The 18,573-nt window shown below is 69.0% G+C and carries 16 protein-coding genes and 1 pseudogene; 10 read left to right on the forward strand and 7 right to left on the reverse strand.

The genetic code is table 11. The features are described from left to right. The first annotated feature begins 104 nt into the window (after positions 1-104). Together ACH4DZ_RS20035 and ACH4DZ_RS20040 are read left to right on the forward strand one after the other, a co-directional pair. A complete protein-coding gene (locus tag ACH4DZ_RS20035) occupies positions 105-1,505 on the forward strand; it encodes a sulfite oxidase (protein WP_398288528.1) in 1,401 nt (466 codons plus the stop codon). Positions 1,506-1,966: 461 nt separating this feature from the next. Then, positions 1,967-2,608: a hypothetical protein gene (locus ACH4DZ_RS20040; RefSeq protein WP_398288529.1), complete on the forward strand. Its 642-nt coding sequence runs from the start codon at positions 1,967-1,969 to the stop codon at positions 2,606-2,608. Positions 2,609-2,961: 353 nt separating this feature from the next. Here the strand turns inward: ACH4DZ_RS20040 and ACH4DZ_RS20045 are convergent, their stop codons facing one another. Together ACH4DZ_RS20045 and ACH4DZ_RS20050 are read right to left on the reverse strand one after the other, a co-directional pair. Then, a complete protein-coding gene (locus ACH4DZ_RS20045; RefSeq protein ID WP_398288747.1) occupies positions 2,962-3,843 on the reverse strand; it encodes an alpha/beta fold hydrolase in 882 nt (293 codons plus the stop codon). Between the two features lie 219 nt (positions 3,844-4,062). Continuing rightward, positions 4,063-4,641 carry a TetR/AcrR family transcriptional regulator gene (locus tag ACH4DZ_RS20050; protein WP_398288530.1) on the reverse strand — a complete coding sequence of 193 codons (579 nt, stop codon included), beginning with the start codon at positions 4,639-4,641 and terminating at the stop codon, positions 4,063-4,065. A gap of 219 nt (positions 4,642-4,860) precedes the next feature. Here ACH4DZ_RS20050 and ACH4DZ_RS20055 point away from each other — a divergent pair. Beyond that, positions 4,861-5,083 (forward strand): annotated as a pseudogene (locus tag ACH4DZ_RS20055) (Tn3 family transposase); the annotation flags it as partial. Positions 5,084-5,254: 171 nt separating this feature from the next. Here ACH4DZ_RS20055 and ACH4DZ_RS20060 read toward each other — a convergent pair. Beyond that, on the reverse strand, positions 5,255-5,950 hold the full coding sequence (locus ACH4DZ_RS20060; protein ID WP_398288531.1) for an SDR family oxidoreductase: 696 nt from the start codon (positions 5,948-5,950) through the stop codon (positions 5,255-5,257). 61 nt (positions 5,951-6,011) lie between these two features. Here ACH4DZ_RS20060 and ACH4DZ_RS20065 point away from each other — a divergent pair, with 61 nt between their 5' ends. Then, positions 6,012-6,401, forward strand: a complete 390-nt coding sequence (locus ACH4DZ_RS20065) for a MerR family transcriptional regulator (protein WP_398288532.1) — start codon at positions 6,012-6,014, stop codon at positions 6,399-6,401. Positions 6,402-6,919: 518 nt separating this feature from the next. Here ACH4DZ_RS20065 and ACH4DZ_RS20070 read toward each other — a convergent pair. Further along, positions 6,920-7,315, reverse strand: a complete 396-nt coding sequence (locus ACH4DZ_RS20070; RefSeq protein ID WP_398288533.1) for a hypothetical protein — start codon at positions 7,313-7,315, stop codon at positions 6,920-6,922. A 279-nt stretch (positions 7,316-7,594) separates the two neighbouring features. Beyond that, positions 7,595-8,446, reverse strand: a complete 852-nt coding sequence (locus tag ACH4DZ_RS20075) for an SDR family oxidoreductase (protein ID WP_398288534.1) — start codon at positions 8,444-8,446, stop codon at positions 7,595-7,597. Positions 8,447-8,657: 211 nt separating this feature from the next. On the opposite strand from ACH4DZ_RS20075, the gene ACH4DZ_RS20080 reads away from it, so the two are divergent. Further along, a complete protein-coding gene (locus ACH4DZ_RS20080; protein ID WP_398288535.1) occupies positions 8,658-8,792 on the forward strand; it encodes a hypothetical protein in 135 nt (44 codons plus the stop codon). On the opposite strand, the gene ACH4DZ_RS20085 is transcribed toward ACH4DZ_RS20080, so the two are convergent. After that, a complete protein-coding gene (locus ACH4DZ_RS20085; protein ID WP_398288536.1) occupies positions 8,789-11,419 on the reverse strand; it encodes an alpha-L-rhamnosidase C-terminal domain-containing protein in 2,631 nt (876 codons plus the stop codon). The genes ACH4DZ_RS20080 and ACH4DZ_RS20085 overlap by 4 nt on opposite strands. A 601-nt stretch (positions 11,420-12,020) precedes the next feature. On the opposite strand from ACH4DZ_RS20085, the gene pcaC reads away from it, so the two are divergent. The 3 genes from pcaC (at position 12,021) to ACH4DZ_RS20100 (ending at position 14,863) form a co-directional block, all read left to right on the forward strand. Continuing rightward, entirely contained in the window at positions 12,021-13,307 is a 1,287-nt protein-coding gene (pcaC, locus tag ACH4DZ_RS20090; protein WP_398288748.1) for a 4-carboxymuconolactone decarboxylase, read from the forward strand. A gap of 80 nt (positions 13,308-13,387) precedes the next feature. Then, a complete protein-coding gene (locus ACH4DZ_RS20095; RefSeq protein ID WP_398288749.1) occupies positions 13,388-14,023 on the forward strand; it encodes an MBL fold metallo-hydrolase in 636 nt (211 codons plus the stop codon). Between the two features lie 60 nt (positions 14,024-14,083). Beyond that, positions 14,084-14,863, forward strand: a complete 780-nt coding sequence (locus ACH4DZ_RS20100; protein ID WP_398288537.1) for an exodeoxyribonuclease III — start codon at positions 14,084-14,086, stop codon at positions 14,861-14,863. A 148-nt stretch (positions 14,864-15,011) separates the two neighbouring features. Here the strand turns inward: ACH4DZ_RS20100 and ACH4DZ_RS20105 are convergent, their stop codons facing one another. Beyond that, positions 15,012-16,853 carry an SGNH/GDSL hydrolase family protein gene (locus ACH4DZ_RS20105; protein ID WP_398288538.1) on the reverse strand — a complete coding sequence of 614 codons (1,842 nt, stop codon included), beginning with the start codon at positions 16,851-16,853 and terminating at the stop codon, positions 15,012-15,014. Between the two features lie 152 nt (positions 16,854-17,005). Here ACH4DZ_RS20105 and ACH4DZ_RS20110 point away from each other — a divergent pair, with 152 nt between their 5' ends. Together ACH4DZ_RS20110 and ACH4DZ_RS20115 are read left to right on the forward strand one after the other, a co-directional pair. Beyond that, positions 17,006-17,446, forward strand: a complete 441-nt coding sequence (locus ACH4DZ_RS20110) for a DUF6278 family protein (protein ID WP_398288539.1) — start codon at positions 17,006-17,008, stop codon at positions 17,444-17,446. Between the two features lie 127 nt (positions 17,447-17,573). After that, a complete protein-coding gene (locus ACH4DZ_RS20115) occupies positions 17,574-18,317 on the forward strand; it encodes an amino acid ABC transporter ATP-binding protein (RefSeq protein WP_398288540.1) in 744 nt (247 codons plus the stop codon). Positions 18,318-18,573 lie beyond the last annotated feature (256 nt).

The raw sequence follows: 18,573 nt of genomic DNA on the forward strand, positions 1-18,573 counted from the left end.
CCAGGCCCGAAGGCCCGGCGAGCTCTGCCGTACCCGCGGACCCGCGGCCACCCCACCGCCTCCCCACCCGTGCCCGTGCACCTCCGACAGGCAGGAGCCCACCCATGTCCCGTACCGACTCCCGTACCGACTCCCGTACCGACTCCGGTACTGAAACCCGTACCGGCACGCGCGATGAAGAGTCCGTCTACGACCGTCGCAGACTCCGTCAATGGCTCGCGGGTGAAGCCCGGGCCGACGGCATCGAGCGGCGCGACATGCTTCGTCTGCTGGCCGCCGCCGGACTGGCCACCGCGGCCACCGCGGCCACCGCGGCCACCACCGGTTTCGCCGCACCGGCCCTGGCCGCTTCCGGAGCCGCCACCGGAGTCGCCACCGGAGCCGTCGCCGGAACCACCGGCAGCGCGTCGGTCGCCGCGGTCCCCGGGATAGTCAAGCCCCTTCCCGACGCCTGGTTCACCTCGCGCGGTACGAACGCCGAGACCAGGTTCGAGGCACTGGCGGGCACCGGCCACCACACCCCCACGGACCGTTTCTTCGTCCGCAACCACACCGCCACCCCCGTCCTGGACGCGAACGCCTGGAGTGTCACCGTCTGGGGAGACGGCCTCGCGGGCGGCGGGGCCGCGGAGTTCACGCTCGACGACCTGAAGCGACTGCCCGCCACCACCCGCAGCGCGTTCGTGGAGTGCGCGGGCAACGGCCGCAGCTTCTTCACGACACAGCAAAGCCAGACCGTGTCCGGCACGGCGTGGACGCTGGGCGCGATCGGCGTGGCCCGCTGGCGCGGTGTACGGCTCGGCGAGGTGCTGCGCCGGGCCGGGCTGAGCCGCGGAGCCGTGGACGTCCTGCCCCGCGGCCTGGACGCCGACTACGTCACGGCGGACGGCACGAACCTGGGCCGGGTCCGCCGTCCGCTACCCCTGTCGAAGGCCCTGGACGACGTGCTGCTCGCGTACGAGATGAACGGCGAGCCGCTGCCGCCGGACCACGGCGGTCCCGTACGGGTCCTCGTGCCGTCCTGGATCGGGATCGCGTCGATCAAGTGGGTCGGTGACATCGAGGTCTCCGCGCAGCCGCTGTACTCCCCGTGGAACACCGACTTCTACCGGCTGTTCGGCGACGCGTACCCGGCGGGAGGCAGCGCCCCGCTCAGCCGGCAGACACTCAAGTCCGCCTTCGAACTCCCCTGGAACGCAAGCCTGGAGGCCGCCGCCGAGCACCGTCTCACCGGCCGCTCGTGGTCGGGCGCGGGCGGGGTGGCGCGCGTCGACGTGAGCACCGACGGCGGGGCGAGCTGGCGGCGTGCCCGCCTGTACGACGCCCCGCGCCGCGCCGACTGGGTCCGCTGGTCGGCCGACTGGCGTCCGACGGCCCCGGGGACGTACACGCTCCTGGCCCGTGCGACCGACACGACGGGCCGCACCCAGCCGGAGACCACCGTCCACAACACTCAGGGCTATCTCTTCGACGCGGTCGTCCGTCACCCGGTCCAGGCCGTGTGACCCACGCCCCGCCCGAGCGCGTTTGCAACGCGGAGTGAAAAGGGGGCTCTACATGTACAGGTGTGCCGGCACACTCCGACCGTGACAGTTTTCACCTCGCGTCTACATATCGGATCGGTGTTCGGTGCCATTAAATGCCGTTCGGTAAAGCGGACGCAGACGGTCTGCTTTCCGGCGCCGCAGAGCCGTTGACAGTGCTGTCCGGCGCGACGACTATTGGGCTGAAAAGTGTTGGACGTGGCAGCACGAGCGTGTCGGGAGAAGTCGAAGGCGGCCGTACATAGCGGCCCGTCCTCCGTTTCGTCATTCTCTCGACCGCTGTCACGGGCCGAGTTGCGGATGCCGGGGTGCGGATTTCCTGATTCCACCGCCCCGCCGCTCACGCGAAGTCTGATCAGTGCGATCGGATCTATGGTCCGGCGCAATTATCGAGCCATGAGCGAGACGATCGGAATGCGATGATGTCCACATCGACGAATCCCTACCCCAGGTCGCAGTGTTGGCTTTCGTACAAGATCCGGGACGCGGCGAACCGCTCGATCTCGCAGCCGCAGGCGTGGTACACCAGCGAGAAGCCCCAGGTACGCCCCTCCCGGTGGTACGAGGGGAAGCCGGAACCCAAGAACAGCCCACGCGACGGTGAGCGGCTGCACGACCACGACGCCGAACTCAAGGCGGTGAACGCGCTCGCGAACGAGATCGTGAAGGCGTGGCCGGCCGCGAACACACAGGACATGGCCGCCTGGAAGAACATCGCCAACGGTTTTACGGGCGATGTCTACCTCGGATGTTCGCAAGGGCCGTGCCACTCCTGCCGATCGGTTATCAGGCAGATCTCCAAGGACATGCCTCAGGTCACGTTCTACGTCACCTACACGGCCAGGGACGTGAACCGGCCTGTCACGCTGAACGAAGGATCGAAGGTTTCCCTCTATGGGCAATACGGCTACCAGATGGCCGAGATCAGCGAAACGAAAACCGCCTGGGGCGTGACGGTACAGGGCGGCGCGGAAAACGGATACATCGTTCCGCGAAAGGAATTCCCGCAGGAGCCGCCCGGCGGAGAACCGGTCGAGAATTTCGACGAGGGCCGCGTCGGATGAGCTCCACGCGCGCCCTCGGCCGGTAGAACGGCAGGACACCAGCCCGTCAATCGATCCCACGCCAGGATCCGTGTCGGTGTACACGTGAATGTGGCTCTGGCAAGGTTTTCGTAGCTGCAGATCATCTAGGGGCGAGGGTCGGCCGGTCCGCGTACCGGGCGGGATCTGGCTGTGCCTTGTTGAATTAGCTTGTCTGCCAACGCACTTGATGAGCGTGCTGGTGGTCTCGGTCGATCCCTCTGGCCCTGTGCTGATCGCCCGGGCCCGCGCGTGGGCCCGGGCTCCCGCATTCTGTGCTGGCTGCGGTGTGCAGGTTCGACGCTTGAGTGTCGGGTCGCGCCATTGCCTTGCGGTTACATCTGCTTGGCCAGGAAGGGCAGCACGACTTCGGCCATCTCGCCGGGTACTTCCTCGGCGAGGTCGTGCCCGGCATCGAAGACGTGACCGGTGACGTCGTGGGCGAACAGCCGCATCTGGGACTCGTTGCGGTCGCCGATGAACGCCGAGCCGCCGAGGGCCAGTACCGGGATGTCCAACTTCTTCTGTGCTGCTTGCCGGTTCTGCTCGCCGTCGATGTGTATCGCCCGGTAGATCGAGAGCATCGCGCGTATGGCGCCGGGCATGGAGTAGCAGCGTACGTACTCCTCGATCGCGTCAGGGGTGGCGGTGTCCGGGTTGCTGCGCTCGGATTTGATCATGTAGGTGATCAGCTCGCGTTCGTGGCCGGTGATCAGCATCTCGGGCACGTCCGGCTGGAAGTAGAAGCCCAAGTGCCACATGTGCATGCCGCTTGAGATCATTTCGGGCGTGAGCGCGTTGTGGTCCTCGAAGCCGAACCCGGGGAACAGCGCCTCGGCGAAGACCAGGGCGTTGACGTGATCGCGGTGCCTTGCCGCGAGCTGGTAGCCGATCACGGCACCCCAGTCCTCGCCGATCACGGTGTAGGTGCTGTGCCCGAGGTGGCCCATCAGTGCGGCGATGTCGTCGCTCATCGTCGCGGAGTCGTAGCCGCCCGCAGGGCGCGCGGAGTCGCCGAGGCCACGGAGGTCGGGCGCGACCACGGTGTGGTGGGGCGTCAGCTTCGGGAGGAGGTGCCGCCAGTGGTAGCTGGTCTTCGGCACGCCGTGCAGGAGTACCACCGCCGGGCCGGACCCGCTTGTCCGGTAGTGCAGACTCGTTCCGTTGACGGTGGCACGGCCTGTGCGAGCAGGTGTGCCGTGGTGGTCGAAGATCATCTCGTACATCGACTTTCTGTGGTGTCTGGACTCGCCCGGCCGGGGTTGCAGCGCGTGCCGGTGGCGAGGGGGTGATCTCATGCCGGCGGGTCGGCGCCGGTTGAGAGTTCACGGGCGGTCATGACGCCCGCCTCAGGTGTGTCTTCCATGCCTTATCTGGATCGAGCGATACAGATATTGGGCATGCGTAAGCGCTTCAGCTTCCAAGCGCGCGAGAAGTCAGTCGAGTGCGGTCAGTGCGACCTCCACCAGGGGTTCGAGGGCGGAGGGGTCCGGCGTGATCTTGGAGGACACGAGGAGGCCGTTGAGGAAGGTGGCGAGGAAGGCGGCGAGGGTGTGCGGGTCGTGCCGCGCCGAGATCTCGTCGCGCTCCGCCGCCGCGCGCAGCAGGTCGGTGAGCGCGTCCTGGTTGGCGCTCAGCACGTCCCGCACGGTGCGCCGGGTCGGCTGGTCTTCCGGTAGACGCTCGGTGGCGGCATTGACCACCAGGCACCCCCGGCCGCCGTGTTTGACTGCGATCCGGATCCGCTCGACCAATAGCGCACGGATTGCCGATCGGGCGTCCGTCCCCTCTTCGAGGCTGCGCAGGGCTGCCGCGGCGAAGGTGACGCGGTAGTGCTCCAGTGCGGCTCGATAGAGGCCGTCCTTGTCGCCGAACGCGGCGTACAGGGATCCCTGCCCGATTCCGAGGTGCTGGGTCAAGTCGCGTACTGAGGTTGCCTCATATCCGCGCGTCCAAAACAGCTCCATCGCGCGGCTGGTCGCCGCTTCGATGTCGAACTCCCGCGTCCTTGCCATGTTGTCCACCGTAACCTATCTGGATCGGTCGATCAAGAATGCGATGCGAACTCGGGGCGTGACGGCGACGCTCTGCGCAACGGGCTCGACAACGCGGTCCCGGCTCATCTGCCGACTGGACGGACAGGTTGGCACCGCACGTCCTGCGGCATTCTGCGCGTCTCAACTCTACGTAAACGGGCTGGACTTGCTCACGAACCAGGAGGCCCTCGGACATTCCTGCTCTGGACAACGAAGTACGTCGACGACGCCGTTGCCCAGCAGAAGGGCGAGGGCCGCGAGATCCGTGAGGAGGGCATCGCCAGGCTCTCCCCGCTCAAGCACCGCAACCTGAACCTGCTCGGCCGCTACTGCTTCACCGCCTCGCCCCCGGCCGCCGGCGCCGTGCGCCCACTGCGCGACCCCGGCGCCGGAGCTGGACGAGGACGACGACGGGGGCGAGCCGGATCAGTCGTGGCCGACCGGGGCGGGGACGAGCTTGCGGGCCCTGGCTTCGGTCAGCCGCTCAGCGGCCGTCGCGCACCGCTGCCGGGGAGTGCGGAGCGATGCCACTCCCTTCGATCACCTTGTCGAACCCGGCACCGAACCACGTCGCACCGGACAAATCACAAGGTCAGGAGGTGAGGAACTGCTGGAACTGGCCGGCGAACTCCCGCGGGTCCTTGCTCAGTGAAGCCTTGACCATTTCGGTGAACTCATCGACAACGACCTCGAACACCTCGGCCTCGACCCCGTCGAGAGCGGCTCGCGCGACGTCCGCCGCGCTCATCTTCGGTACGTCGAGGCCCTTGGTCAGGTCGGTGTCGGCAGCCCCGAGGTGCACCGAGGTGAGACGGGTTCCCTGTCCGGCCAGTTCCTGGCGCAGCGCGTTGCCCATGCTCCACACGGCGGCCTTGGAGACTGCGTACGCGCTGGCCCCGGGAAAGACGAACCACGACGCGGACGAGGCGATGTTGAGGATCGCGCCTCCACCGTTGTCAGCCAGGACCGGCGCGAAGGACCGGATCATGGACAAGGTGCCCCAGAAGTTCACGTCCATCGTGGCGCGGACGCTGTCGAGATCGCCGAGCAGGGTTCCACCCCCGATGCCGGCATTGTTGACCAGCAGGTCAACGTCACGAGCCTCGTGGGCGACGGCTGCGACGGAATCGGGATCGGTGATGTCGAGGGCGAGGACCTCCACGCCGGACTCGGGCCGGCGGGCAGTCGCGTAGACCTTCGCTCCCCGCTCGGCGAGCTGGGCTGCGAGGTGGCGGCCGATGCCGCGGTTGGCTCCGGTGACGAGCGCGGTCGCTCCGTTGATGTTCATGCCCGTACGCTAGAACCTCACGTCGACGTGAGGTGCAAGTCGGAAACAGCCAGGAGGGACGATGCGTATCGGAAAGGTCGCCGAACGGGCAGGGGTCAGCGTCCGCGCGCTGCGCTACTACGAGGAGCAGGGACTCGTCGTCGCCGCCCGCGGCGCCGGGGACCAGCGGGACTACTCCGATTCGGACGTCGAGCGAGTGAAGTTCATCCAGCTCCTCTACGCGGCCGGGCTGCCCAGCAAGGCGATCCTGCACATCCTGCCGTTCCTGGACACGCTCGTAGCGACACCGGAGATGACGCAGCGGCTCACGGGGGAACGGGACCGCATCCAGGTCCGACTGCACGATCTGACCCGGGCACGCGACCGCCTCGATGAGCTGATCGGCCTTGCCGCCCGGTACACGGAATCATCGCCGGCACAGTGTTCACCGCACGTGCACACTCCCACCTGATCGGGGCCGCCTACACAGCTACCGGATCGCCCTGAAAGGGATGGCCCCGCGACACGGGCCTTCGCCTTCGCCTGAGCCTCGTTGTCGCTGGGCGTCTGCGCGATCACCATCCCGTGGGCCGTGCAATTACCTCTTCAGCTCGGGTACCGCGACCCGACCCAGCGGTCCTCGGCCGCCGGGACCCCGGGTCGGCCTGAGCGACGCCGTCACCCTCACGGGCCCGGTTGAAGAAGCTCTTGAGTGGTCCAGGATCAGCAGGGAAACGCATCGAGTCGCACTGGACGCGCAACTGGGGCTCCCGTTCGACCAGCGTCTCGCCGACGACCGACAGGGCTCACACCTGCTCGCTGACCTGTTGTGTAAGCCGGGTCTTGCAAGACCGTGACAGGTGGTGGCGCCGCTCGTGTGAGCAGGGCGACCACATGAAAGCGGGGCTCGACGCCGTGATCACGACGACGAGCCCCGGCGCACTGTCCGGCGACGATCGGTACATGGCCGGACGGCCTTCCGGAGGGCTTCTAGGGGAGGTTGACGCCCACGGTGTACGAACCGGCCCTGTCGGCAGAGACCTGTATCTGCCAGCCGCTGACCGGTCCCACGTAGGAGAGCGTCTTGTCGGCGCTGCCAGTCGGCGCGGTGGCGACGGTTTCCTGACCGCTGGGCACGAGGCGTACCAGCTTCAGACCGTAGTCGGTACCGTCTGGGCCGTCGAGGCAGACATCGATGGTGCCGGGCTGCAGAGATATGACGTACTGCCAGGGCAGCGACGTCTCTCCGGCGGCCACTGGGCGGGTCTGGACGTACTCATACCCCGAGCAGTCCGCCGTCGACGCAGCGGCCGGCTGCGTGAGGGCAGCCGTTCCGGTGAGGATTCCCGCGGTCATGATCATGGCGATGAAGCGATTCTTCTTCACGTGGTGCCTCCATATCCTGAGTTCGCTGTCGAGTTTCCGTACATGTGCGGTGGCTTCGGCCAGGTCTTGGTGGGCGAGGCGTTCTGTACGCCTGCTCAATGGAAGTGAGCCGCAGGTGGTCCCACCCATGTGCGTGGATGGAAAGTGATGCCTCCTGCTGTGGTCACCTGACCGACGTGTCCGGCCTGAGGGCCGGTCCTTGGCGGCCGGTCACCGGGCGGATCGCGGCAGAGGCCCCTGGTCGGCTCGAACAATCGGGCGTTACGGTCCGACACCGAGTCACTCTCGATCGAGAGCCGCGCGGAAAACCTCGACTGGGGAAGTCGCCGGGTGGCCTGTGAGCTCGGCCAGGTCGCCACTGTCGGTGAACAGGGCGTCCTCGGCGATGCGCAGTTCGGCGTCGGTCAGCACCCGCGCGAATCCGGTCGGCACGCCGGCCCGCACCAGGCCGGCGGTGAAGTCCTCCGGTGGGAGATCCTGGTAGCGCACCGGCTTGCCGGCTGCCTCCGACATGGCTGCCGCCAAGTCCGCATACGTGACGGCATCGCCTCCGAGCTCGTAGACACGTCCGGCGTGACCCTCTGACGTGAGCACGGTGGCAGCCGCCTCCGCGAGGTCGGCGCGGGCGGCGCCGGAGACTCGACCGTCGCGGGCGGCGCCGTACATGACACCGGTCTCCACGGCACGCGCCAGGCCGGGTACGTAGTTCTCCCAGTACCAGCCGTTGCGCAGGAAGGTGTGCGGCACGTCGGCTTCGAGGAGTGCCGCCTCGGTCGCCTTGTGATCCTGCGCCATGATCATCGGGTTGCGATGCGCGTTCGGGATGCTGGTGTAGGCGAGAAGCTCCACACCCGCGCGCTCGGCGGCGCGAATCACATTGACGTGCTGATCAACCCGGACCCTCAACTCGCCGCCCGAGATGAGCAGGAGCCTTCGGACGCCCGCGAGCGCCTCATCGAGCAGTCCTGGGTCGTCGTACGTCGCTTGCCGGAGGTCCGCGCCCTGTTCCGCCGGCCCGGCGGCACTGGCGCGGTTGCGAACGATGGCTACTACCGGCGTCTTCTTGCGCAGAAGCGCCTCGACGACGAGGCCCCCCAACTGTCCGCCGGCACCGGTTACCGCGACAGTCATGGCTTCCTCCAGGGTGAATTGCGCTGACATGCAGGGCGTAGGAGTGGGCTGCCGGCTCGTGCACCGACGTGTGATCAGGACCCCGCGAGAAGGGCTGCGCCACTGTTCGGAGTGTGTCAGCACCGGACCCATAAATCAACCAAGTTGATATGCGCGGCCCCAAGTCGTTGCATGCGGCCACCGTTCCCGCAAGCCTCAACAAGGTTGATATATGGGTCCTTCGCACGCCGGGGCGTCGACCGTGGTCCGCCCACCCACGCCGAAGGTGCGGAGAGGCATCGGCAGGGACAAGCAGGTCAACGGCATCAAGCGCCACCTGCTCGCGATATCCGCGGACGCCCTCTAGCGGGTGACGGTGAAGCGGTGGCGACCCGCTCCCAGGCCGGAGACGGTGACCCGGTCACCGTCCTTCGTCACCTGAGAGGTCCGTGCACGGCGGCCGTCCCAGACGACGCGCCCTTCCTGGCGTACCACCGCGCGCGCGTCGCTGACCGGCAGGGAGACCGCGCCGCGGGTGCCGTGGGGGACCCGCAACGTGAGAGTGAACGACTTCGCCGTGTTGCTCCAGTCGACCGCCAACGAGCCCGTGGGCGTGGGGAGTTCGCCCTGTGCCCAGGCCACGTCGCCGGGGTGGGGTTTCACCTCCCAGCCCTTGTATCCGGGTGACGTCGGGCGGGCGCCCAGGAGTTGGTGGGTCAGGGCCGGCAGGACGCCCGTCGACCAGCCGTGCGCCATGCTCGTGTAAGCCCCTTCGTACAGGGACCCGTCGGGGCCGATGCCCTCCCAGTTGGTGATGCCGGGGTCGTGGCTGTCCATCCAGCCGTAGGTGCGCCGGATCTGGTCAAGCGCCGAGGACTCCCGTCCGCTCTCGAAGCGCGCCACGATCTCGGGGTAGGAGGTGAAGGCGTACACGCGCTGGGAGGCGCCGTCGAAGAGGGTGTCGTTGTCCATGAAGGCGTTGCCGTACGGCAGGTGTGTGGTGGCGTCGAGGTGGGCGAGCGCCGAGGCCGCCCGCTGGGTCCCGGCGACACCGGCGGTGATGGCCAGCGAGTTGCCGTCCTGGGCGTGCCGTACGGCTCCGGTGGAGGAGTCGAGGTAGGCGCCGGCGGAGTCGTCCCACAGGTGGGCGTTGACGGCGGCGGCGACCGTCTTGGCGCGGTCGGTCCACCGTGCGGCGTCCGCGGTGTGGCCGAGCCAACGGGCGAGTGCGGCGCTGTCGTTGAGGGCCTGCACGTACAGCACGTTGTAGTAGGTGATACGGCCGGTGCGGTCGAGGAAGGCGTAGTCGCCGTAGCGGCCGGTGTCGTTGAGGCCCTTGCTCAGCAGTCCCGCGTCGTCGGTGACGCTCGGGTACCAGGTGTCCAGCACCTTCGCCAGGTGTGGGTAGTAGCGGGTCGCGTAGGAGCGGTCTCCGGTGTAGAGGACGTAGTCCCAGCTGCACGTCACCCACCACAGGGGGTAGTCGAACAGGGGCAGGTCGTATGCGGAGATCGAGGCCGGGGGGATCCAGCCGTCGGCGCGCTGGTGGTCGGCCAGGTCGGCCAGGACGTTGCGTGCGGCTGCGGCGGTGTCGTCGTGGGTGAGGTAGAGCGTGCGGGCGGAGACGGCCAAGTCGCCGACATAGGGGTCGCGGTCGCGTTTGGCGCCGTCGTGCAGGACCAGCTTGCCTTCCAGGGAGGACGTCCACGCGTTGCGGGGGTCGACGTCGTCCTGGCGGAAGGTGTCGGTGACGAGTTCGTTGGTGTAGGAGGCGCCGTACCAGTACCGGTTGAGGTCGTCGTCGGAGCACAGGAACCAGCCGCGGTAGGTGCTGGGTGTCCCGACGTAGCCGGTGAAGTCCAGGTCGACGGAGTCGATCCGGACGGTGCCCCAGGGTTGGGCGACGGGGGCGTCAACCGCCAGGGCGTCGAGGGTGATCTTGAGGTAGCGGAATCCGTGCAGTCCGTCGGCGTAGACCTTGCCGTCCCGTAGGAAGCCCTTGTGGTCCGTCCAGGTGGTGCCGCCCGCGGGAACGGCGAACTGGTCGGTGCCCTGACCGGTGCCGCCGGCCTGGTCGGAGCGGGTGAAGTCGGAACGGTCGGTCAGGAACTCCTTGGTCTCGGAGAACGCGAGGCGCACGCCGGGGGAGTTGGCCGACGCGGAGGCGAAACGGATGCGGGGGTAGCCCACGACGACTTTGCCGAAGTCGACCGTGACGCTGGGCACGGCGGCCGTCTCCACGGCGGCGGGCCACACCTCGTTGATCCGGGTGAAGGCTCCGCGCGGGGTGTCCTGCACACCGGTGACCGTGATGCGGACCCGGGTCGTGGAGACGGGCTGGGAGAAGGTGACGGCCCGCTGGACGGCGGTGTTGCCGGACACCGTGGCGACGGTCTGCCAGGTGTCGCCCTGCGAGGTCTCCACGGTGAACTCCGTGGGGACACCGTCGCTGTTGGATATCACGGTGATGCCCGACAACTGCTGGGCGGAAGGGACCGTGATGGTGAGCGTGTCGGGGAAGACACCCAGGGAGTCGTCGTTCCAGAAGGTGTCGAGGCTGCCGTCGATGGCGTTGCCCGCGTCGTAGGTGCGCGGCTTGCCGTCGTTGCCCTCGTTGCCCGCGTGAGAGGAGGAGGCGGTTGCGGTGGTGCCCTCGGGCCAGCGCGGCGGCGCGACGGGCTCGGGACGGTCCAGGACGGTGACGGTTCCGCCGCGCTTGAGCAGGGCCTCCGGGCAGCGTACGTCTCCGGTGGACGCGATGACGCGGACCGGGCGGACCGTGCGGCCGGACGGGCCCTGAACGTAGCGGTGCCAGGACTTCGCGTCATGGGGCACCTTGCCCGGCGCCTGTGCGGCGGGGGCGGCCGCGGCCGGGGACGACGCGGCCAGGGGGAGTCCCGCGGCGGTCAGTGCCGCCAGGCCGGCTCCCGCCGCGACGACGGTTCTGCGGGTGGGATCGTTCTGCGGCTGGGGGATGTTACGGCTCGGCGACATGACACCTTGTCCCTCTAGATCGAACTGAAACGATTCAAACAGGGCGTGCGGAGAGAAGGTATCTCAGGCGTGTTTTCCGCGTACATACCGTGGACCGTTGTGATGTGTTCCGCCCCCGCCGGGAGCCCGGTCACCCCCGTCATACCGAAGAGGTGGCCAGGTGTCGTGCGAGCGGGGCATGTGTGCACCGCACACCATCCGGTCGGGTGGCACCCCGTCGGGCGGGTGAACGTCGTCTCAGACCGCCGAGGGGACTGCCACACGTTCACCACCAAGGACCAGCCCATGGGGGCGCTCAAGTAAGGGCGTGTACGCGGTGTGAAGGCGGGTGCGGGTCTACAGGATTATGGACGAAAACGGCCTTCGCAGGGTTCGTCTGTACGATGCTCGGGCGTCGTGCTTGACCTACTTGGCGAACAACGGGGGTGCCGGATCACCTACGCGCGCTGTGGGCCGGGCGCACCAATGTGAAGACGACCAAGAAGTGGTACGTGAAGCCAGACGTGGCGGACCTGCTTCCAGCAGCGGAGGCATGGGGAGGTCTCGCGGGGGGTGTGTGACAGATCGTGACAGATGAAGGTGTGAACCCGTGACCGAAGCCATGATCAATACGCTGCAATACCGCTTTGACGGGCCAGAGGACGCCCCAGTCCTGATCCTGGGACCATCCCTCGGTACCACCTGGCACATGTGGGACCGGCAGGTCCCGGAGCTGGCCAAGCAGTGGCGGGTCTTCCGCTTCGACCTGCCCGGCCATGGCGGCGCGCCCGCGCACCCGACCGGTTCGGTCACCGAGCTCGCCGAACGGCTGCTCGCCACCCTCGACGGGCTCGGCGTCCAGCGGTTCGGCTACGCGGGCTGCGCGCTCGGCGGAGCCGTGGGGGCCGAGCTGGCCCTGCGCCGCCCGGAGCGCGTCGCCTCGCTCACGCTGATCGCGGCCTCCCCGCGCTTCGGCACGGCCGACGAGTTCCGGCAGCGCGGTGTGATCGTCCGGTCGAACGGCCTGGACCCCATCGCGCGGTCGTCCCCCGAGCGCTGGTTCACGACCGGGTTCGCGGCGGCACAGCCCGCGATCACCGAGTGGGCCGTACAGATGGTGCGTACCACCGACCCGGGCTGCTACATCGCCGCCTGCGAGGCGCTCGCCGCGTTCGACATCCGCGCGGACCTCGGCCGCATCGGCGTGCCCACTCTCGTCCTGGTCGGTTCGGACGACCAGGTGACCGGCCCCGCCGAGGCCCGCACCCTGGTCGCCGGAATACCGGACGCCCGCCTCGCGGTCGTGCCCGGCGCCTCCCACCTGGTCCCCGTCGAGCAGCCCGCCGCGGTCACGGACCTCCTCGTGCGGCACTTCTCCACGGCCTGGCAGCAGCCCGCCTACGACTCGTCCACCGGGCAGATGTCGGTCGTGGTCCCGCAGGCGAGCCCCGTCCTCTCCGTGCCGCAGCAGGCGTCACCCGTCGCCGAGATCGCCCCGGCCCCCCAGCCCGAGGCGCTGATGGGCAGGTCCGATCCGTACGACGCGGGCATCAAGGTCCGCCGTGAGGTGCTCGGGGACGCCCATGTGGACCGGGCGCTGGCCCAGGCCGACGAGTTCTCCGGGGACTTCCAGGAGTTCGTCACCCGCTACGCGTGGGGCGAGATCTGGGACCGGCCGGGCCTCGACCGGCGCTCGCGCAGCTGTGTCACACTCACCGCCCTGGTCGCCGGCGGCCACCTCGAAGAGCTGGCCTTCCACACCCGGGCCGCCCTCCGCAACGGGCTCACCCCCGTCGAGATCAAGGAAGTACTCCTCCAGGCGGCCGTCTACTGCGGCGTACCGGCCGCGAACAGCGCCTTCAAGGTGGCCCAGCAGGTCATCCGCGAGGAGACCACACCGCAGGAGTGAGCAGTGGGGAAGAGGCACCCTCGGGTGAGCCCGTGCCGACGGGCGGAGGCAGGATGGAAAGCATGACGTTCACCACGAGCATGAAGTTCACAAAGAAGTCGCACGCCTGCGTCCGCCTGGAGAAGGACGGCCGCGCGCTCGTCATCGATCCCGGTGTCTTCAGCGAGGAGGACGCCGCGGTCGGCGCGGACGCCATCCTCGTCACGCACGAGCACCCCGACCACTTCAGCGAAGGGCACCTGCGGGCCGGTCTTGAGGCCAACCCCCAGGCGGAGATCTGGACCCTGAAGTCGGTCGCCGACCAGCTCTCGGCCGCGTTCCCGGGCCGGGTGCACACCGTCGGCCACGGCGACACGTTCACCGCCGCGGGCTTCGACGTACAGGTCCACGGCGAGCTGCACGCCGTGATCCACCCGGACATCCCGCGCATCACGAACGTCGGCTACCTCGTCGACGGCGGGCGCATCTTCCACCCGGGCGACGCGCTCACGCTCCCCGACCACCCGGTCGAGACGCTGCTGCTCCCCGTCCAGGCACCCTGGAGCAAGATCTCCGAGGTCATCGACTACGTCCGCGAGGTCAAGCCGCAGCGCGCGTACGACATCCACGACGCCCTGCTCACGGACCTCGCGCGCCCCGCCTACGACCGCCAGATCGGCAGCCTGGGCGGCTCCGAGCACCTGCGGCTGGCCCCGGGCGAGACCGCCGACCTCTGAGTGCCCGGTCCCTGACTGCCCGACCTCCGACTGTCAGAGGCGCCCGGTAGGTTGTGAGGCATGCGTATCGCCACCTGGAACGTGAACTCGATCACCGCCCGTCTCCCCAGGCTGCTGGCCTGGCTGGAGAGCAGCGGCACGGACGTGCTGTGCGTCCAGGAGACGAAGACCACCGCCGAGCAGTTCCCCACCGAGGAGCTCCGCGAGCTGGGCTACGAGTCGGCGGTGAACGCGACCGGACGGTGGAACGGCGTGGCGGTGGTGTCCCGGGTGGGCCTTGAGGACGTCGTGCGGGGCCTGCCGGGCGACCCCGGGTACGAGGGTGTCGAGGAGCCCCGCGCGGTCTCCGCGACCTGCGGCCCGGTCCGCGTCTGGTCGGTGTACGTGCCGAACGGCCGCGAGGTGGACCACCCGCACTACGCGTACAAGCTGCAGTGGTTCGAGGCCCTGAAGGCGGCCGTCGCGGGCGACGCGGCCGGCAGCCGCCCGTTCGCGGTGATGGGCGACTACAACGTGGCTCCGACGGACGACGACGTCTTCGACCGGGCCGTCTTCGAGGGCTCCACCCACGTCACGGAGCCCGAGCGCGCCGCGCTCACCGCCCTGCGCGAGACCGGGCTCTCCGACGTGGTTCCGCGCCCCCTCAAGTACGACCACCCGTTCACGTACTGGGACTACCGCCAGCTCGGCTTCCCCAAGAACCGGGGCATGCGCATCGACCTGGTCTACGGCAACGCCCCCTTCGCGAAGGCGGTGACCGACTCGTACGTGGACCGAGAGGAACGCAAGGGCAAGGGCGCCTCGGACCACGCCCCGGTGGTAGTGGACCTGGACGTATAGCCCGTCCAGCCTCAACCCACCCGCACGGAACGCCCCGGTCACCCCCACCCTTCAGGGGCGCGGGGAACTGCGCGGCCAACCACGTCCGGCCCGCACCCGACCCACAACCTCCGCGCCCCCCAACCTCCCCGGCCCAAAGGACCCCCGCCTACAACAACCCCAGATCCACGGACTCGGCCAGCGCGGCAAGCCCCGCATCCCCAGGATGCAGATGATCCCCACTGTCGTAGACGGACAACATCCGCGTGGGATCCCCCGGATCCCGCAACACCGCATCGAAGTCGAGCACACCGTCGAACCCGGAGTCGGACGAGCCGGACCGGATCCACCGGTTCACCGCGCTCCGCTGGGCGTCGACAGCGGCGGTGCACCGCGCCTCCCCCGCGCAGGGCACGATCGTCGCGGCCAGCACCCGCAGCCCCCGCCCGTGCGCCCGCTCGGCGATCTCCCGCAGCCCGTCCACGACCTGCTCGGCGCTCGCCCCCCAGCGGACGTCGTTGATGCCCTGGAAGACGACGACCGTACGCGCCGACGTCTGCGCGAGAACATCCCGGTCGAGACGGTGCAGCGCGCTCACCCCACCCGTGTCGGTGGAGACCCCGTCACCGGCATACCGGTCCGTGACCACACGATTCGCCGAGATCCCCTGGTTGAGCACCCCGTAGTGCGGTACCACACCCTGTTCCCGGAGCCGGTCGGCCAGCAGATCGGGCCAGCGCCGGTTCGCGTCCCGCGTCGACTTCTCGCCGTCGGTGATCGAGTCCCCGAGCACCACGACGGAACCCGGCCCACCGCCTGACGCACCGCTCTTCCCGCCGCCCGGCCCGTCACCCACGTCGACACCGGTCAGCAGCGGCCAGTTGAGGATCGTCGAGGTGTACGCGTCCGGGGCGGTGTCGCCGGCGTGGTCGCCGGGCTCGCTGACGTACGACTGCTGGACGGCCAGGCTGTGCACGGGCGCCGCCGCCACCGTTCCCGGCAGGTGGAAGCTCACCAGGAGATTGCTGTCCGCGGGCACGTCGAAGCCCAGCGGATCGCTGAACGCCTGTGCCCCCGCGGGGATCCCGGTGCCCCCGGAACCCCCGAAGGACAGCGGCACGGGAGCGCCGCGCGGGCTCGCCCCGGACGCCTGCACCGCGACCGTCGCGCTCCCGACCCGTACGGGCGCCCCCGCGAACGTGTTGTCGAGCCGGATCCGTACCCGTGGCCCGCCCACCGAGGTGTGCACCACCAGACGCAGTGTCCGGTCCGTCCACGGCCCGACGGCCGGGTGGCCGGAGGTCGACGCGGCCCAACTGCCCGTCCAGCCAGGGCTGTCGGAGCGTACCGACAGGGCGAACACATGCAGGTCGTCGTTGTCCGGCAGTTCCACGGAGTCCACCGCGCGTCCTCGGGCGAGCGGCACGGTCACCACGTACAGCCGTGCCTTCTCGGCGAGTTGTCCGCCGGGGGTGTTGATGTGGGGGAGGGCCACGGCCTTGGTGGCGAGCGGGCCGCCGCGCCAGTCCGGCGCGCTCAGCCGGTACGAGGAGCTGGACCCGTCGAGGTACCGCACCACGCCCGTGCCGCTCTCCTCGCCGCCGCCCGTGCCCGCCGCCAGGAAGGCGAGAGCGTCACCGTGGCCGCGTACCCGTACGGACTGGCCGTCGGCGCGTACGTTGTCGGGCCCGCCCGGTGTCCGGCGTGGCCAGGTCAGCCGGGCGCCCTGGACCGTCGGTGCGCGTCCCGGTGTCCAGCCGGCGGCGGTCAGGTCCTGCGCCGACAGGGAACGGCCCGAGCCGTCGAAGTCCGCCCCGGCGGGGCGCGCGTCGTCGCTCACGGCCGTGTTGTCGAAGAGCCGCTCCAGGGACAGCGGCCGTTCCCCGGCCGGGGGCGCGGCCGTCGCGGCAACCGCGTCCGCCGGAGGGACCGCGGCCGTCGCCGGAACCGTGGCCGTGAGCGCTGACAGCAGAGTCAGAGCGACGGCGGTACTCCACACTCGTCGGCGCACACCGACTCCTCCCGTTCGGGGGTGCCCCGTGAAGCTAAGGAGACGGCAGGGTCCCGTCAATGAGGCAGGGGCGAACTGCGTGCGAACTCCCTGGGAACAGGCGTTCCGCGCGCCCTGTGGTCAGGTGGCGATACGGATGAAAGGCTGGGTGTATGAACATCCCTTTCCTGGGCAACTGGCGCAAGAAGCGGGGCCCCGCCCATGGGGTAGCGGTCTTCTCGGACAGCGAGAGCGACCACGAGGGGGTGGCCGAACTACTCTCCGAATGTGAACTGCTTCGCTCCCAGGCCCATCAGGCGGGGATCGAACTGGACGACACCGTCGCCTCGTTGGAGGCACTCGACCAGCTGCTGCCACGCTGGCGCGACGACGAGGAGAGCCTGCCCTGGCTCGGCAACGACGCCGGCCTCTACCTCGGCACGGTCATCGTCCGTACGGTGCCCGGCGCGCTCTGGGAGGTGTGGCCCAACGGTCAGCCGGTGGTGCGGCTGATGTCGGGCCGGGAGATCGACGTGGTCGTATCAGGTCATGAATGGGCGTCCAGTGGAGTCCCCGAACTCTCGCAGCTGTACGCCGAGGTCGCGGAGGCGTGAAGCCCTGGCCCGCACCGGCGACGTAAATACGGCTAATGCCCGAAAAGTGCGTGTCGTGTATTAACTCCAGTCTTGTCTGGATAGTTTGCCGCAATCGCGACACTGCTGAGAGTGGGTAGGGCTGAGCATGGCCGTCGATCCGTTGATCGAGCTGCGACACGTCAACAAGTACTTCGGGGAGCTGCATGTCCTGCAGGACATCGATCTCACCGTCGGCAAGGGGGAGGTGGTCGTGGTCATCGGCCCGTCGGGGTCGGGCAAGTCGACCCTCTGCAGGGCGATCAACCGGCTGGAGCCCATCGGGTCGGGTGAGATCAGGCTGGACGGACAGCCGCTGGCCGAGGAGGGCAGGGAACTCGCGAGACTCCGCGCCGAGATCGGGATGGTTTTCCAGTCCTTCAACCTCTTCGCGCACAAGACGGTCCTGCAGAACGTCTCCCTGGGGCAGCTGAAGGTGCGTGGCCGCAAGAAGGCCGAGGCCGACCGGCGCTCGCTGGAGCTCCTCGACCGGGTGGGACTCGCCTCGCAGGCGCCGAAGTACCCGGCGCAGCTCTCCGGCGGCCAGCAGCAACGCGTGGCCATCGCCCGCGCCCTCGCGATGGATCCCAAGGCGCTCCTGTTCGACGAGCCGACCTCGGCGCTCGACCCGGAGATGATCAACGAGGTTCTGGAGGTCATGCAGCAGCTCGCGCGCGACGGTATGACGATGGTCGTCGTCACCCACGAGATGGGCTTCGCGCGTTCGGCGGCCGACCGGGTCGTCTTCATGGCCGACGGCCGCATCGTCGAGGACCGCACCCCCGAGGAGTTCTTCACCGACCCACGCAGCGATCGCGCCAAGGATTTTCTCTCCAAGATCCTCACACACTGAGCGGGGGACGTGATCATGACCCGTACGGCACGTGCGGCACGTGCACGTCCTGAACCGGCGTCGCTTCCGCGCCCCGGTGCCGATGCCGGTGCCGGTGAGGGCTTCCGCCATGCCGGGGGACGGGCCGCGCCCGGTCTCGACTACGCTTTGTCGTTCATCCCCGCGGTGACAGAGGCTGTCGAAGGCGCCTCGGCCGACCCAGGGACGCTGCTGCCGGGCACGCGGTAGCGAGGGGCAATGGCCCGTCCGGCCGCAG

It is taken from the genome of Streptomyces sp. NPDC017991 (assembly GCF_044328075.1).
Taxonomy (GTDB): Bacteria; Actinomycetota; Actinomycetes; order Streptomycetales; family Streptomycetaceae; genus Streptomyces.